The organism is Rossellomorea sp. NRS-1567, assembly GCF_050467885.1.
GTDB classification, from domain to species: domain Bacteria; phylum Bacillota; class Bacilli; order Bacillales; family Bacillaceae_B; genus Rossellomorea; species Rossellomorea aquimaris_C.
In genome coordinates this window covers 1-14,541 of the sequence record NZ_JBITPL010000017.1, presented here as the reverse complement: position 1 = coordinate 14,541, position 14,541 = coordinate 1, and the positions used below count along the sequence as shown (strand labels likewise).

The 14,541-nt window shown below is 45.7% G+C and carries 13 protein-coding genes; 4 read left to right on the top strand and 9 right to left on the bottom strand.

Annotated features, from left to right (window positions below):
- Window positions 1–239: 239 nt before the first annotated feature.
- Window positions 240–1,169 carry a LysR family transcriptional regulator gene (locus tag ACIFOD_RS12605; protein ID WP_430315078.1) on the bottom strand — a complete coding sequence of 310 codons (930 nt, stop codon included), beginning with the start codon at window positions 1,167–1,169 and terminating at the stop codon, window positions 240–242.
- A gap of 126 nt (window positions 1,170–1,295) precedes the next feature.
- Between ACIFOD_RS12605 and ACIFOD_RS12600 the strand changes: the two genes are divergently transcribed.
- Window positions 1,296–1,916 carry a class I SAM-dependent methyltransferase gene (locus ACIFOD_RS12600; RefSeq protein WP_430314954.1) on the top strand — a complete coding sequence of 207 codons (621 nt, stop codon included), beginning with the start codon at window positions 1,296–1,298 and terminating at the stop codon, window positions 1,914–1,916.
- A gap of 230 nt (window positions 1,917–2,146) precedes the next feature.
- Here ACIFOD_RS12600 and ACIFOD_RS12595 read toward each other — a convergent pair whose 3' ends face one another.
- The 3 genes from ACIFOD_RS12595 to ACIFOD_RS12585 all read right to left on the bottom strand — a co-directional run bounded on the left by ACIFOD_RS12595 (window position 2,147) and on the right by ACIFOD_RS12585 (window position 5,479).
- Window positions 2,147–3,169 carry an ABC transporter permease gene (locus ACIFOD_RS12595; RefSeq protein ID WP_430314953.1) on the bottom strand — a complete coding sequence of 341 codons (1,023 nt, stop codon included), beginning with the start codon at window positions 3,167–3,169 and terminating at the stop codon, window positions 2,147–2,149.
- Window positions 3,166–4,032, bottom strand: a complete 867-nt coding sequence (locus ACIFOD_RS12590; RefSeq protein WP_430314952.1) for an ABC transporter permease subunit — start codon at window positions 4,030–4,032, stop codon at window positions 3,166–3,168. Before ACIFOD_RS12590 ends, ACIFOD_RS12595 begins: the two co-directional genes overlap by 4 nt.
- 130 nt (window positions 4,033–4,162) lie before the next feature.
- Window positions 4,163–5,479 carry an ATP-binding protein gene (locus tag ACIFOD_RS12585; protein ID WP_430314951.1) on the bottom strand — a complete coding sequence of 439 codons (1,317 nt, stop codon included), beginning with the start codon at window positions 5,477–5,479 and terminating at the stop codon, window positions 4,163–4,165.
- 438 nt (window positions 5,480–5,917) lie between these two features.
- Between ACIFOD_RS12585 and ACIFOD_RS12580 the strand changes: the two genes are divergently transcribed.
- From ACIFOD_RS12580 to ACIFOD_RS12570, 3 genes are all read left to right on the top strand, one after another.
- Window positions 5,918–6,853, top strand: a complete 936-nt coding sequence (locus tag ACIFOD_RS12580) for an iron-hydroxamate ABC transporter substrate-binding protein (RefSeq protein WP_430314950.1) — start codon at window positions 5,918–5,920, stop codon at window positions 6,851–6,853.
- 281 nt (window positions 6,854–7,134) lie between these two features.
- Complete coding sequence (locus tag ACIFOD_RS12575; RefSeq protein ID WP_397552264.1) at window positions 7,135–7,554, top strand: Rrf2 family transcriptional regulator; 420 nt, start codon at window positions 7,135–7,137, stop codon at window positions 7,552–7,554.
- 12 nt (window positions 7,555–7,566) lie between these two features.
- Window positions 7,567–8,466, top strand: coding sequence for an NAD(P)/FAD-dependent oxidoreductase (locus tag ACIFOD_RS12570; protein ID WP_430315077.1), 900 nt, complete (start codon window positions 7,567–7,569; stop codon window positions 8,464–8,466).
- Window positions 8,467–8,649: 183 nt separating this feature from the next.
- Here the strand turns inward: ACIFOD_RS12570 and ACIFOD_RS12565 are convergent, their stop codons facing one another.
- The 5 genes from ACIFOD_RS12565 to ACIFOD_RS12545 form a co-directional block, all read right to left on the bottom strand.
- The gene (locus tag ACIFOD_RS12565; RefSeq protein WP_430314949.1) at window positions 8,650–10,053 is read right to left on the bottom strand and encodes a sensor histidine kinase; all 1,404 of its coding nucleotides are present in this window, start codon (window positions 10,051–10,053) and stop codon (window positions 8,650–8,652) included.
- Window positions 10,043–10,747 carry a winged helix-turn-helix domain-containing protein gene (locus ACIFOD_RS12560; protein WP_430314948.1) on the bottom strand — a complete coding sequence of 235 codons (705 nt, stop codon included), beginning with the start codon at window positions 10,745–10,747 and terminating at the stop codon, window positions 10,043–10,045. Before ACIFOD_RS12560 ends, ACIFOD_RS12565 begins: the two co-directional genes overlap by 11 nt.
- 124 nt (window positions 10,748–10,871) lie before the next feature.
- Window positions 10,872–11,735 carry a hypothetical protein gene (locus ACIFOD_RS12555; protein WP_430314947.1) on the bottom strand — a complete coding sequence of 288 codons (864 nt, stop codon included), beginning with the start codon at window positions 11,733–11,735 and terminating at the stop codon, window positions 10,872–10,874.
- A gap of 83 nt (window positions 11,736–11,818) precedes the next feature.
- Entirely contained in the window at window positions 11,819–12,706 is an 888-nt protein-coding gene (locus ACIFOD_RS12550; protein WP_430314946.1) for a foldase protein PrsA, read from the bottom strand.
- A 144-nt stretch (window positions 12,707–12,850) separates the two neighbouring features.
- Entirely contained in the window at window positions 12,851–14,116 is a 1,266-nt protein-coding gene (locus tag ACIFOD_RS12545; RefSeq protein ID WP_430314945.1) for a S1C family serine protease, read from the bottom strand.
- Window positions 14,117–14,541 lie beyond the last annotated feature (425 nt).

Genomic DNA, 14,541 nt, shown 5'->3' with positions numbered 1-14,541 from the left:
CCTTCCCTGCCCCGCCTTTTGTCACGTTGTCTTGGAACGCGAATCAAGACCCATAGAATCTATGTTAAGATGAGGGGAACTTCATCACCTTAGGAGGCTGCTAACATGAATAGAAGAATAATCATATTATCGATCCTGATGATCTTCCTTTTAATTGGAATAGCCGTGTTGTTTATATAAGATACATAGCCGGTGAAAATCATGGGAATGGGAATGAAAGTTGGAATCTCTTCATCTCCTTACTTATTCCCGAACGGCGCCGACATCCCGGGACAAGGTGCCTGTCCCACCGCGGTCCGAGATCTAAAGACCTCAACAACCGTCTTGGCAGCAGGGGATAAACTCTTTTCAGAATCCAGACTTACCAGAGCGATTTCCCGATACAGTAATGGGAAGTCTGCTGGTTGTATTCTGACTAACTGATTGGTTTCCAAGCCGTTCTTTACCATTGATTCTGTGACCATGGCCACTCCCTTGTTTGAAAGAACCAAATCCAAAGCAGTGGGTGGGGGTAATTCTATGAAGTTCATGCTTGGATTTGTCATTGATTTCTGCCAATGTTTACTTTCAGTACTCCAATCCACCATGATATAGGGATCACTGTTCTCTATGATTTCAGCGGATTTTCGATTTTCATCAGATGCTGAAGCAAGTGGATGAGAAGGGTGTGCCACTAAAATGAGCGGTTCCTTTAGAGTAAGGATGGTTTTCACGTCTGTATTATAGTAGGGATTTGTCACTAACCCCATCTTAATAAATCCGTCATACAGCATTTCTAGGATTTCCTGATTATGCCCCGTGTGTATTTCGACGTGAATCTCGGGAGACCACGTATTGAGATGAGCCATCGCTGAACTGAATACCCCGGAAGTAAATGTGGGAAGCGTCCCGATCGTAACATGGCCCGCTTTCCCTTCTTGTATGAGACGCGCTTTTTCCATCCCGTTCGTGACTATTTCAATGGCTTGTCTCGCATACGGCAGGAACCCCTTCCCTGCATCTGTTAATTCTACCCTCTTTCCGACTCTGTGAAATAGACCCCTTCCAACCTCTTTCTCTAAACCCTGTATCCTGACACTAATCGTAGGTTGAGAAAGATTCAGATGCCTGGCAGCTTTACTAAAACTGCCGAACCGTACGACATGATCGAAAGCTTCTAATTGATTCATATCCAAATAGATCCCCCTCTTCTATTAAAAAAGTTAATACTAACTATAAGGATTATCACCTTGTTTAATATGTTGATTATACTATACTTTTCTTAAGATTCCGTATATGGGGAGGATCAGAACCAGATGATACGAAGCAAATTAAAGGAATATGCTGATCTGCAATATCAATTACCAAAAGGAATACTGGGGCGATATTTTGGGGAAAAGATGGTCTTGCAACATCGGACAGAAACACGCTGGACACTGAACTTACTAAATGTAACGAAGGAAGAGAGAGTATTGGAGATTGGATGTGGAGCAGGATACGCCATCAAACAACTGCTTAAATTACCCGATGTCGAGTATGCAGCCGGACTCGACCTGTCGGATTCCATCCTCCGGTCAGCAAAGTCCAGGAATAGACGAGCCATTAAAGAGGGGCGGGCTGCGTTCATACAAGGCAATGTATGTAAGATCCCTTTAGACAATGACATGTTTACCAAGATCTATAGTATCCACTCAATCTATTTTTGGGACCTGACGTTCGAAACCATTTCTGAGATCCACAGGGTTCTGAAGAACAATGGTTCCGTAACGATCACACTCTGCACCGGCAAGAATGGGGAGACCTGGAGTGGAGTCCATCACATGTTGAACACCCAATTACTTCCCTTAATGAAAAAGGTCGGCTTTAACAACGTAAAACTAGTGAAAGGACCAGATTCAAGACAATTTCAAACTGTGGCAGTCATTGGCGAGAAGTAATCGTCACAGTGAGGAGGGACGGACCTTAATCTATTCACTAACATCAGAGCGGCGCCGGTTTATAGGGACAAGTTGCCTGTCCCACCTAAAAGAAAGGTCCGTCCCTCACCCCTAATGGCCGCGTGACCAAGGAGAAGGATTGGCCCATCCAATCGACCTTCAATCAATCGTACGAAGTGAAAGGGCAGGACCCTCTTTTCTAAAAAACACGACCATTCCAGCACGGTTCATCAGATTCCTCTGTCAAACTCCCGGTCTACCAAATAAAAATCACTCTCTACCAATGAACCATTCTCTCTCCGTTCTCCCCCCTCACTTTCAACCGAACCTGCCTTTACCTCATCCTCTTCCATCAATCCCTCAAGTCCCCTCGCAATCCCCGTCAGTGCAAGGATTGTCAAGGCAAAGAAGGCCATTGGGATGATAAAGATCCACCAGGCATTGGTTAATTCCACAAAGCTCATGGACATGATACTCGCCCACTCCTGGACGAACGGTTGGGGCGGATCACAGGCCGGCCCGTAGCATACATCGGTGCCTCCGAAATACAAGTCGAAGAACCCGAGATGGGCGATGATGAGGAGCACCTGAATCGTAATCTTTGGAAAAATGATGAAGAGTCGCATCTTCAAGTGTGGAAGGACATGCTTCCGGAACAGGAAGAACCGGCTTCCACCGAGTACCCGTGCGCTGGTCACGAACTCTTTATCGAGAATCTGGCGGGTTTCATTGGATAATAGAATCGCCGTTGTCGGGGCTGTGATGACAGCCAGGGTGACCGCCTGCCAAACGACCCGTTCTGTAAAACTTGTTTCAAACCCCTGTTGAGGCTCCCATAAGAGGGGGTATAACATATTGTAGGCGATGATCGATTGCGGGATGAAATAGAAGGATGTGAAGATGGACTGCGTCCACTTCTTCCCCCTCGATTTCGTAAATCCTCCTGCCACCCCTATGACAAAGGAAAGCATGAAGCTGAGGGTGGAAATGAGGATGGCAGCGCCAATTGTATACTGCGCTCCCTCCAGCACTTTGTAAAACAGGTCATCCCCCTCACGATCCGTCCCGAACGGAAAGTCCCCTGAAGGCTGGAACGGCGCATCCCCTATGATCCTGCCCTCATCGTCATAAAGGACGAACGTATTTGGTATCTCCCCATCCGTCACATTGAAGATCATACTCCAGCCGACCAGCACGACGAGGAACACTAAACAGAAGCCAATGGTGAAAGTATGGCGATTCCATATTCTCATAGACTCATCCCCCTGCCTATTTTTCTCGAAATCACAAGCTGCATAGCTTTTAATAGAACGTATAACGGCACAAATAACATAATCGAGGTGATGGCAAAGATGGCCGGTGTGTTATAGGAAAATAAGAAGGATGTGATTCCGAACACATTGAATAGATATTCCAAGATCAATAGATTCGATAGCATCATCCAGATGATCTGCTTGCCATGATACGTTAAACTGACGAGCACATTCCTCATCATATGGATGAACATGATCCGGAATTTGCCGAGCCCCTTCCCCTTCGCAAGCTCCACATAAGGAAGCCCCTCTTCCTCCTGCAAAAAAGACACCATCGATCCCAGAAAAAAGAACGTCGGGAGAATGGAAAGCGTGATCGCCGGGAACAGGATGACCTGATTTTCCCCCAAGGAAGCAATATCAATCACTAAAATGCCGGTTTGTTTAAAAAACCAGATGACCAGCATCTGGAGGATCCCAATCACAAAAATATCAGGCAGCGACGCGAGATAAAAAGAGACTCCTTGGATCACCTTCCGGATCACGTTCCCTACTGAAAAATAGAGGACCATCAGGAGGATCGAACTCGTAAGCGCCAGTGCCAGAGCTAAGAAAAAGATTCTTGCACTGCTCACGAAGGCCTTGATGATGATCGGGAATAACGGACGTTCCACATCCGAGATTGGGTTTGAATAGACCAGCTTATGGGGTTCTGTTAACTCCTTGCATAACGTGACTAATTCCTGAGCATATGTAACGAGGGAAAACGCCTGATGTTTGAAGATACCCGATGTCGCACTCACTAAGATAATGCCGATGATTATAAGAACGGCTTCAAGGCCGGATTGTTTGAGTTTGTTCATCTTGTGCCCCCATTTGTATCAACTGCTAACCATTACCAATATACCAGAATTGAAAATTCTGTCAATTATACTCCCAAAACCAGAGGTCCGTCCCTTTCTCTACTAAAACCAAGGTCCGTCCCTCACTCCTTTAACGCAGTGAGGGACGGACCTCTGTTGTTTGTTTTACGCTATTTACGTTTTCCTTTCCTTTATAGATGGGGAAGGAGAGGAAGACGGAGGTTCCTTTGCCCGGTTTGCTTAGGACTTTGATGGTGCCTTTCATGCCTTCTACTAGTTGGAAGGCGGTCATCATTCCGAGTCCCGTCCCATTCTTGCCTTTCATGGAGAAGTAGGGTTCCCCGAGGCGCATGAGTTGTTCCTTGGTCATCCCGGTTCCCGTATCGTTGATGACGATGAACACCCTGTCTCCTTCCTGGTAGCTGAAGATTCGAAGCGTACCGCCTGTTTCCATTGCTTCCAGCCCGTTTTTCATCACATTGATGAGAACCTGCTGCAGCTTATTGGGATCCCCTTTAATGGAATGGTGATGGAGGATGTTTGCCTTCAGGACGATTCCATTTTTGACCGCCAGGGGCATGATGATCTCCGTCGATTGGTTGATTTCATCCCGGATCTCCATTTCCACCTCAAGCTCCGGGTGGGGCCTTGCAAAGTTCAAGTATTGGTTGATCACTTCTGTGGCGCGGTCGATTTCACTGACGGCCACCTTTGAAAGCTCACTATTGGTGCTTACGTTGGAAGGGTCTTCCTGAATCAGCTGAAGAAATCCCTTCACCGTTGTCAAAGGATTCCTCACCTCATGACTCATGCTGGCAGCCAAGTGACTGACCACCTGCATTTTCTCATATTTAATCGCTTCCAACTGAAGGGTGTAGATGGTTCGGATGATTTCACATAAGTAAAAGACAAAGAACGTAGACCCGCTCAAGACAGCAGAATAAACCAGGAACGAGCTCGTATAATCGAAATCAAATACCAGAGACGGAATCAACAACGAAAGAACCGAGTAACCGAACGCCATCAACGTATACCAATATACCCTCGCTTTCCAATCTTTGTTCCCCAATCTCGGACGCATATACATAATCACAAACGTGAACAGAATCGCCATGATTATCGTCACCACTAACCCCGGACCAAGCATCGGCACACGGACCGCAATCATTGTGACAGCAAGCCAAGGTAAGACCCTGTTCCCACCATATATCCCCCCGAGTAGAAAAGGGATGAACCGCAAATCATACACAAATCCATCTTCCAAGCGAACAGACAAAGCAAGACTAAGCAACAGGAGAAGCGAACAGGCCAGATAGATCGACAGTGGTTTAATGTGGAGCTTATGTACTTTATTTCGGGAAAGATAATGAAAGCTTATAAGTAAAATCATGATCAAAATGACAAGGAGATTCAACAGTAAACCAGTCAGCAAATCAGAATGATTCATCGCCATTGCTTCCCTACTTTCAGTTATTTTTTAAAAAATTTACAAAAATCACTCTTTTTTCATTATAACGGAAATGGACGGATTTTGTTTCATAATCTTGCGACCAAAAAAGAGCCACGAGGGCCCCCTCGTCCCTTAGTATAGCACCCGCCCGCCGTTTGTTAGAGTAATGTCCGGACACGGGGGAAATTCCCAATAATTCACCTTTGATCAATATTACTAGTTTCAATACCCTAACTTTTCATGATATACGCTTGATACTATAAATCAGAACCGCCTCTAATAAAGAACCAATTCTTTAAAGCACCCAAAATAAAAATATCCTATCCAAACTTTAGAACCAATGCCAAATTTTATTGACAATGAGAATCATTCTCTGTATATTTAAATTTATAATGAGAATGATTATCACTATTAATTAGAAAGAAGGAAAACAAATTGAAAAAAATACTCATCCCCTTCCTGCTCTTGGCCATCTTCATTCTTCAGGCTTGTGGCAGCACCGAGACCGCAAAGACTGAACAAAAGGAAAAGAATGCGAACCAGAAAACCGCATCAGAAACCATTACATATCAATCAGAAACCGGTCCTGTTGAAGTCCCTGCGAATCCTACCCGCATTGTGGCGCTTTCGAACGCTCCAAACGTACTTGCCTTGAAGGGTAAAATTGTCGGGGTCGATGAATGGACGAATATGAATCCCCTCTTTAAAGAGAAGCTGGAGGGAATTGAAGTCGTATCCGAAGACAACATCGAGAAAATCGTTGAGCTCGAGCCAGACCTCATCATCGTGGGATCCCACTCGAAAAACATTGATAAGATGAGTGAAATCGCTCCTACGGTTGCCTACACGTGGGGGAAATTGGATTACTTGGAACAGCAAGTCGAAATCGGTAAGCTCCTCAATAAAGAGCAGGAAGCAAAAGATTGGGTTGAAGATTTCACTACCCGTGCGGAAGAAGCAGGGGAAGAGATTAAAGGTAAAATCGGTGAGGATGCCACTGTATCGGTCTTTGAATATGATACGAAGTCTGCCTATGTATTTGGGAACAACTGGGCACGGGGCACCGAATTATTATATCAAACAATGAAACTGGAAATGCCTGAAAAAGTGAAAGAAAACGCATTAGAACCAGGCTACTTTGCCCTAAGCACTGAAGTTCTTCCAGAGTTTGCGGGAGATTATATCGTTCTCAGTAAAAACCAGGACGGTGACGGTTCATTCCTGGAAACACAGACATGGAAGAACATCCCTGCCGTTAAGAACAATAGAGTCATAGAATTAGATACAAAAGCGATCACCTATAGTGATCCAATTACACTGGAATATCTTCTGGATGTGTTTAAAAAAGCTTTTCTTGAAGAGTTGAACTGATCTTACAATATATGAAACCCGCATGGATTGTTGGAGTCCATGCGGGTTTTTAATTCCCCCTTGTTGCACTTATCCTTTTAACACGCTGGAATTCTCAAACAACCATTTCCACTAATCTTCCAGATCATCTACCTGTTCTTCTTCACATCACTTAATAAACCGCCTCAATACAACCTTCACAATCTCCCACATTGACATATCCACAACAGTGAGATATCCTTTATTTAATTATAGATAAAAAGAGTCTTTAATATCTCCAATAACTCAGAAAGGAAGAAATCATGAAATACTCAAAAGCCACAAATTACGCATTACACACAATGGTGCATTTACTATCGGTACCGAAAGGAAGTACGATCGGGGTTCAAAGTTTGGCAGAGATGCAAGATCTTTCACCGACCTACCTTTCGAAAATATTGACCAAACTTGCAAAAGGCGGTTTGGTTGAATCGACACCGGGGGTTAATGGAGGATATAAGGTGTCAAAGAAGAATGACGAGATTTCGTTCCTCGATGTCATAAAGACTATTGAAGGAGAGTCTAATTTATTTTATTGCTCCATGGATCATCGTGAGGGCTGCCTGATCGAGAATGTGATGATCGAGGCTGAGCAAAACATGAAAGACGATCTGGCGAACAGGTTTCTCATCGATATCGCCAATGAGATCGATGAAAAATCCAGGAAAGAAAACTCAATTTAAGGAGCTGATGAGATCATGTTAGATTGTGCTGTAATCGGGGGAGGTCCAGCCGGGCTGAACGCTTCCCTGGTCCTTGGCAGATCCCGGCGAAAAACAATTTTATTTGATGATGACAAACCAAGGAACTCTGTTACTAAGGAGTCACATGGCTTTATCACCAGGGATGGAATAAATCCATCAGAGTTAAGACGAATTGCCCGAGTAGAACTCGGAAACTATCCGGACGTTACAATCATAAAACGGCGAGTAGAAAAGGTCACGAAGGAACACCAACGATTCACAATTGAAACAGAGGCCGGGGATGTTTATCATGCCAAGAAAGTAATCTTAGCTACTGGACTTAAGGAGACGTTCCCGGAAATATACAGCCTCAAGCAGTATTATGGAACTTCAGTTTTTAGCTGTCCTTTTTGTGATGGATGGGAGCTGAGGGACCGTCCGCTGGCTGTCATTGCAGAAAATACGAGGGCTTTTCATATGGCAAAGGTTGTTTACAACTGGTCCAGCGACCTGATTGTGTGTACAAATGGAAACAAGGTCCTATCCATAAATGACAAGACCATTCTTGAAAACAAAGGGATAAGCGTGTACGAACAGAAGATTTCTTCCCTTATTGGTGAGAATGGTCATTTGAAAAAGATCTCGTTTGAGGATGGAAACACAGTCCGGCGAGAAGGAGGGTTCGTTGTACCGGAAATGGGGCAAGCATCTACCATTGGGGAAGAACTGGGGTGTGAATTCACTGACCAAGGCGCAATCATCACGGATGCAACCGGCCGCACTAATGTGGAAGGGTTGTTTGCATGTGGCGACACCTCCATCATTGCCCCCTCTCAATTAATTATCGCAGCCGCTGCAGGCAGCAAAACAGCAATAGGAGTCAATGCAGCTTTATTTGAAGAGACTTTCTAAACTCAAGGAGGAGTATTTTATGGCTGTTTTCAGTAGAAAGGTCACAAAACACCGTAGATTGATATTTTTTTGAGTCAATTATGGATATTATGTATCTGTAATATATTTTATAATAATTTAGCCTGCCCTCCATTACCTGGGGGCAGGCTTATTTAAAGCGTTAGTTGAAACAACTACCACTTCCTACAACGGCAACCGAATCACAAACTTCGTACCCTTTCCTTTCTCACTGAAAACCTCGATTGTCCCCTCATGCATGAGCACCAATTGTTTCACGATGGAGAGTCCGATGCCGAATTCACCGTATGGATTATTCGTCCGGGACAGGTCCGCTTTGTAAAACCTGCGCCAAATCGATTTGATTTCTTCGGGGTCCATACCGATTCCGGTGTCTTCGATTTCGATGGCGGATTCTGTACCGGTAGACGAGCCCCTTAACGTGATCGTTCCTCCAGAGGTGAATTGAATGCTGTTTTTCGTGATGTTGATCAGAATTTGTATGAGCCTATCATAGTCCGCATATACCGTGGCACCGGAATCTGCAACCACCCTGATCTCGTTTCCTTTTTCTTCAGCCTGCAAGTCGAGCTGTTCCTTGATGACTTCAAAGATATCCAGTAAAGGTAAGGTTACTTTCGTGATGGCTACCTGGTTGGAGCGGATTTTTTCGTAGTCCAGGTTTTCGTTCACCAGTCTGATCAGGCGCTTCGTTTCCTCGCTTACGAGACCGAAGCTCTTCTCTTTCTGTTCTTCCGGAATCATGTCGTTCCTGATTCCTTCGATGACACCGCGAATCGTGGTCAGCGGTGTTCTCAGTTCGTGTGACACATCAGCCATAAACTGCCTTCTCCGGTTCTCCAGGGTATCGATTTCCTCTTTGGATGCCCGGAGTTTCGTGACCATTTCATTAAAGTCTTCGGCAAGATCGCCGATTTCATCGAAGTTCGAGCTTGGGACTTGAACATCGTAATGACCGGATGACACACGGGAAGTGGCGTCCCGGATCCGCTGAATTCTTTTTACATGGAGTTTTGACAAGAACAAGCTGATCAAGAGGGCAATCGCCAGGGACAGGAGCACGATATACAGGAGATATCGATTGATTTCACTCAGCATTTCCCTTGAGCCGCTGATCGGGGAAATCAGGATCAGTCCGCCCGTCAGCTGATCATTCACAATCCGGGGCATGATGACGAGGGATACAGCCTGGTCAAAACGTCCGAAATCTTTCTTCAGCGGGACGGTTTCACCGCCCTCGATTTTTTGCCACTCTTCCTTTGAGAGCTCGATCCTCGGGTACACCCCTCCCCTGGAGAATGATACCTCCCCTTGGCGGTTGAACGTGATCACATCGATGTTCCGGGCATGAAGCAAGTTGCTGTATTCCTCCAGATAAAGAGGTCGTCTCGGACCTGGCCTTTCCAGGTCTGATAAAATTTTATCCCCGTACGTCCTGAGTTCCGTGACCTTATTTTCATAAACAAGATTCTCGACATAGTGGGAAAACAGGGTGCCCAGGATCAAGAAGGCAATGATGAGTACGCTTGTATGGCTGAGAAGCAGCTGATAAAGATATCTAATTTTCATCCCCGGCCGCCGCCTCATCGAATTTATACCCTACTCCCCAGACCGTATGCAGGTACGGCTTTTCCTTGCTGCCGATTTTGTTGCGAAGCCGCTTGATATGGACATCGACCGTCCGTTCATCCCCGTAGAAATCATATCCCCATACCCGTTCGAGAAGCTGCTCCCTCGAGAACACCTGCCGCGGATGACGTGAAAGATAATAAAGCAATTCAAATTCCTTCGGTGTCAGATTGGTAAGGGGAACACCTTTCAGCACGACTTCACGAGTTTCCTTACTGATCTGGAAGTCTGCCGTCGAGACATCGTGACTTCCTGACCCACTGCTTTTCTCCCCTTGATACCGCCGCGAGACAGCCTTTATCCTAGCCATCAGGGCAAGGGGTGAGAAGGGCTTGGTCACATAATCGTCGGCACCGAGCTCGAGGCCAAGCACTTGATCGGATTCACTATCCTTCGCCGTCAGCATGATGACCGGGATCTGTGATCCTTCCTCCCTGATCTTCCGGCAAATGGTGACCCCGTCCATCCCCGGTAGCATCCAGTCCAGGATGACGAGATCCCAATCACCGTCTTTATAATGCCGGTACCCTTCAGCCCCGTCGTGGACAAACTCACCTTGAATCCCTTCTTTTATAAAAAACATCTCAAGCATGCTTGTGACACTCTTATTGTCTTCTACTACCAATACATTCATCAACATCGCTCCTTTCCCGACTGTCCCCATGGCTCCCTATCTAAAGTATAGTCGTTTTGACTGATTCATTCTATTGTTACCTCCTAATGAAAAACCCCCGCACATTTGGCGGGGATTTCAATCCTTATAATGTGTCACTTTCGGACTCGGCAGCTGGTGACTCACTTTGTCCTGCCTCAGGTGCTCCTCCATGAGGTCCTTTTCCATGGCCCGGACCACCGTGAAGACCCTTACCGCCCTTGTGGAAAAAGAATCCCTCTTCCTTATTGAATGGGAAGAAATCCAGTTCCTTCGCTTCATCGGCATGATCGGTCATGATTTCTTCCATCAGTTCTTTAGACGTTTTGCCTTCTGTTTCAACGCCCAGTTCTTTGGCAGCTTTAAGAATCGAAGCCTCGAATATCTCTTCTTTTAATTCATGATGCTCTTTTCCTTCTGTCTCGATGCCAAGATCCTTTGCCTGTTTCGCAAGGGCTGCTTCCCTGACTTCCTCTGCAAGTTCATCCAGTTCCTTGCCCTCGGTTTCCACTCCAAGTTCTTTCGCCTTCTGTTTCAACAGTGCTTCCCTTATTTCTTGAGCTAGCTCCTTCTGGTTTTTGCCTTCCGTTGCTATCCCCAGATCTTTCGCTTTTTCATTCATTTCCGCCTGGCGGATTTCATCCATGACGGCACGGTGATCTTTTCCTTCTGTTTCAATACCCAATTCTTTCGCTCTTTTTTCGAGTTCGGCATCCATGATCTCTTTGGCCAGTTCCCGTGAATCCTTATCGGTCCTGTCGATTCCAAGCTCTTCTGCTTTTTTCTTCAACTGTTCCTCATCCATGCGGAACTTCCCATGTCCACCGCCGCGATGTCCGCCAAATGCCTGCTTAACAACCGCCGAGTCGTTCGTCTTCGCAGCGTCCTCCTCAGCCGCAAAGGCGGGAAGAGCTCCCGCGATCCCGATCGCTAATATACCTGCCAACGCGAGTGTTCTCTTATTGTTCATTCCTTTTCCTCCTTTTATAGGTTGAGCTGCACTATCATTATTTCCAGAAGATATGACCAAATCTTTAACAAATCATGGTCGGTTTATGAATCTTTCAAAAGATTTTCGATTTTGTAATCCTCTTTCTTTTCCTGGAGCCACGTTCCATACTCTGTTTGAAGGGCCTGATCAAACAGGATGTCCTTGATTTCTTCTTTATGATCGGCAAGAACCGCTTCTTTCGCGTCTTTCTTATCCGTCACCTTGATGATATGGTAGCCAAATTCCGTCTTAACCGGCTCACTGATTTCACCCTTCTTCATGGCAAACGCCTTCTCATCGAATTCGGTCACCATCTCACCTTTTGCAAAAAAGCCCAGCTCCCCGCCTGACTCGGCATTGGACGTATCAGTGGAGTATTCCTTCGCAAGCTCGGCAAAATTCCCTCCGTCATCAAGCTTTTTCTTCACTTCCTGTGCCGATTTTTCATCGTCCACCAGAATATGACTCGCCTCTACCTGTTCTTCCTGAGCAAACGAATCTTTATTTGCTTCAAAGTATTCTTTTATCTGATCATCCGAAATGGAGATTCTGTCCTTCAATAATTTCTCCGTCATCAAAAAGGATCGAATATTCTCTTTGACACTATCAAGACTCGCTCCGCTCGAGGCCAATGCCTCATTGAATGCCTCTTCGCCTCCATAGGAATCTTTCATTGATTCCAGTTCCTCATCAATCTCACTGTCCTTGACACTGATGTCTTCTTTGTCACCCTCAAGCTCCACAATCTTCTCGGCAATCAGTGTATCAAGGGCTGCTTCCCCATACTGATCCACAAGCGTCGTATACAAGTCCTCTTTACTGATCGACTTGCTTCCCACCTTCGCCACCACTTCATCCTTCGAAAAACCAAACATCGCAAGCAACGTGCCGACGACGACAATGCCTCCTATAACACTCCATAACGTGATCGAACGCTTTTTATTATCCACTTACCCGCTCTCCTTTGTCTTTCATTTCCGATTCTACTTCTTGGTACCAGGAACCATTTGCTTGGTTTGTGCCTGGTACAAATCACTCGATCTGTGCCTGGTACCAAACACCCAATCCGTACCAGGCACCCAAGACCAAATCAATTAGTTAACCATCGCATTACTAGTCAAAGTCAAACTGATCGTCGTTTCTTCTCCACCCCGGAAAATGGTCAAGTCAATCTGATCCCCCACTTTCAGGTCAGCGTACAACTGCCTTCTCAAGTCGGCCACATCCGCTACTGATTGGCCATTAAGCTCCGTGATGACATCGCCCTCTTTGATTCCGGCTTCTGCTGCCGCGGATGTTTTATCAATATTGGCGACAATCACACCTGCTTCTACTTCACTCGGCAAATCTTTCAAGTATTGGTGGGGAACATCCGTTAGATTCGTCATTCCGATTCCGATATACGGACGCTCCACCTTACCCGTTTCGATGATTTCCTTGACGATCGGCTGGAAATCCTTACTTGGAATGGCAAAGCCAAGTCCTTCTACACCGGAGTTCGAGATCTTCGCGCTGTTGATCCCAATCAGCTCACCCTTTGAATTCAGAAGCGCCCCTCCGCTGTTACCCGGATTGATTGCCGCGTCTGTTTGGATGACATTCAATTCAGATTCACCTTTAGATGTCTGCACCGGAATGGTCCGGTCGACGGCACTGACAATTCCTTGTGTCACCGTTCTTGATAGATCGAGTCCAAGGGGGTTCCCGATTGCAATGACCTGCTCACCGGCGCGCAATGCACTTGAATCCCCTACTTCCAACAGATTGTCCGCATATTTCTCATCGATCTTCAATACGGCAAGGTCTGTCAGTGGATCGGCCCCGACCAGCTCCGCGTTGGTTTTTTCACCGTCATGGAGGGAAACCTCAATCTTTGAAGCCCCTTCAATGACATGGTTGTTGGTGATGATATAAGCACTGTCCCCGTCTTTTTTGAAGAGAACACCTGAACCTGTCCCTGCTTGAGCAGCTTGTGAAGTACCCATGCCATTCTGCTGCTGATAATTGACGATTCCGACAATCGATTCAGAGGCATCTTCCACAATGTTTGCTACATCGCCACTACCTGTTGAAACCGTTGTGGGATTGATTCCCGAATCACCCGAAGACTCTACCTGCCCGTTGTCACCTGCCGATTGTTCGATGCCCGGCTGAGCCAGGTTCTGATAGTAGTCGGTTTGGGGCAATACCGTCAGAGTCAAGACCGAACCGATGATCCCGGCACCTACAGTGTTTAGAAACCCCCGTCCTTTAAAAGGCTTCTTCGGCTTCGGGCTTCGTTGCATCTCCTCTTTCTTCACGGCTTCCGTATTGTCTGATTCTATATGCTTCATTTCTTCATTTTGATTATGTTCTAGCATTTCGCATCCTCCTCTATTGATTTTACTCGGTTGAACTTTGCTGTTAATTTCATGTTAGAGGATAAATATTACGAAACTATTAACAATGTATGTACAGGATGGGAAGTTTTTAGCAATACATTACATAATGGAAGATTGAGAACTGGTATCCCTCTGGAGCATTGAACTCTGTTCGTTTCCGGGTAATTTTAAGGGGAAGAAAAAGATTGGCAGAGATATCATTTAGTGGCAGGCTGTCAATTTGTCGGTTTTCGACAAACGGATCATAACTATGGAAAAGTGGATCATAAATTCCCAAAGAGGATCATAAGTAACGTAAAACGGATCATAAATCAGTTTAGAGCCCTATACTATCCTTATTTTTCCTGTCAATCGTACGCAAAAGACCGGAAAATTAATAAATGAGATTAAGTCCATATAATTGT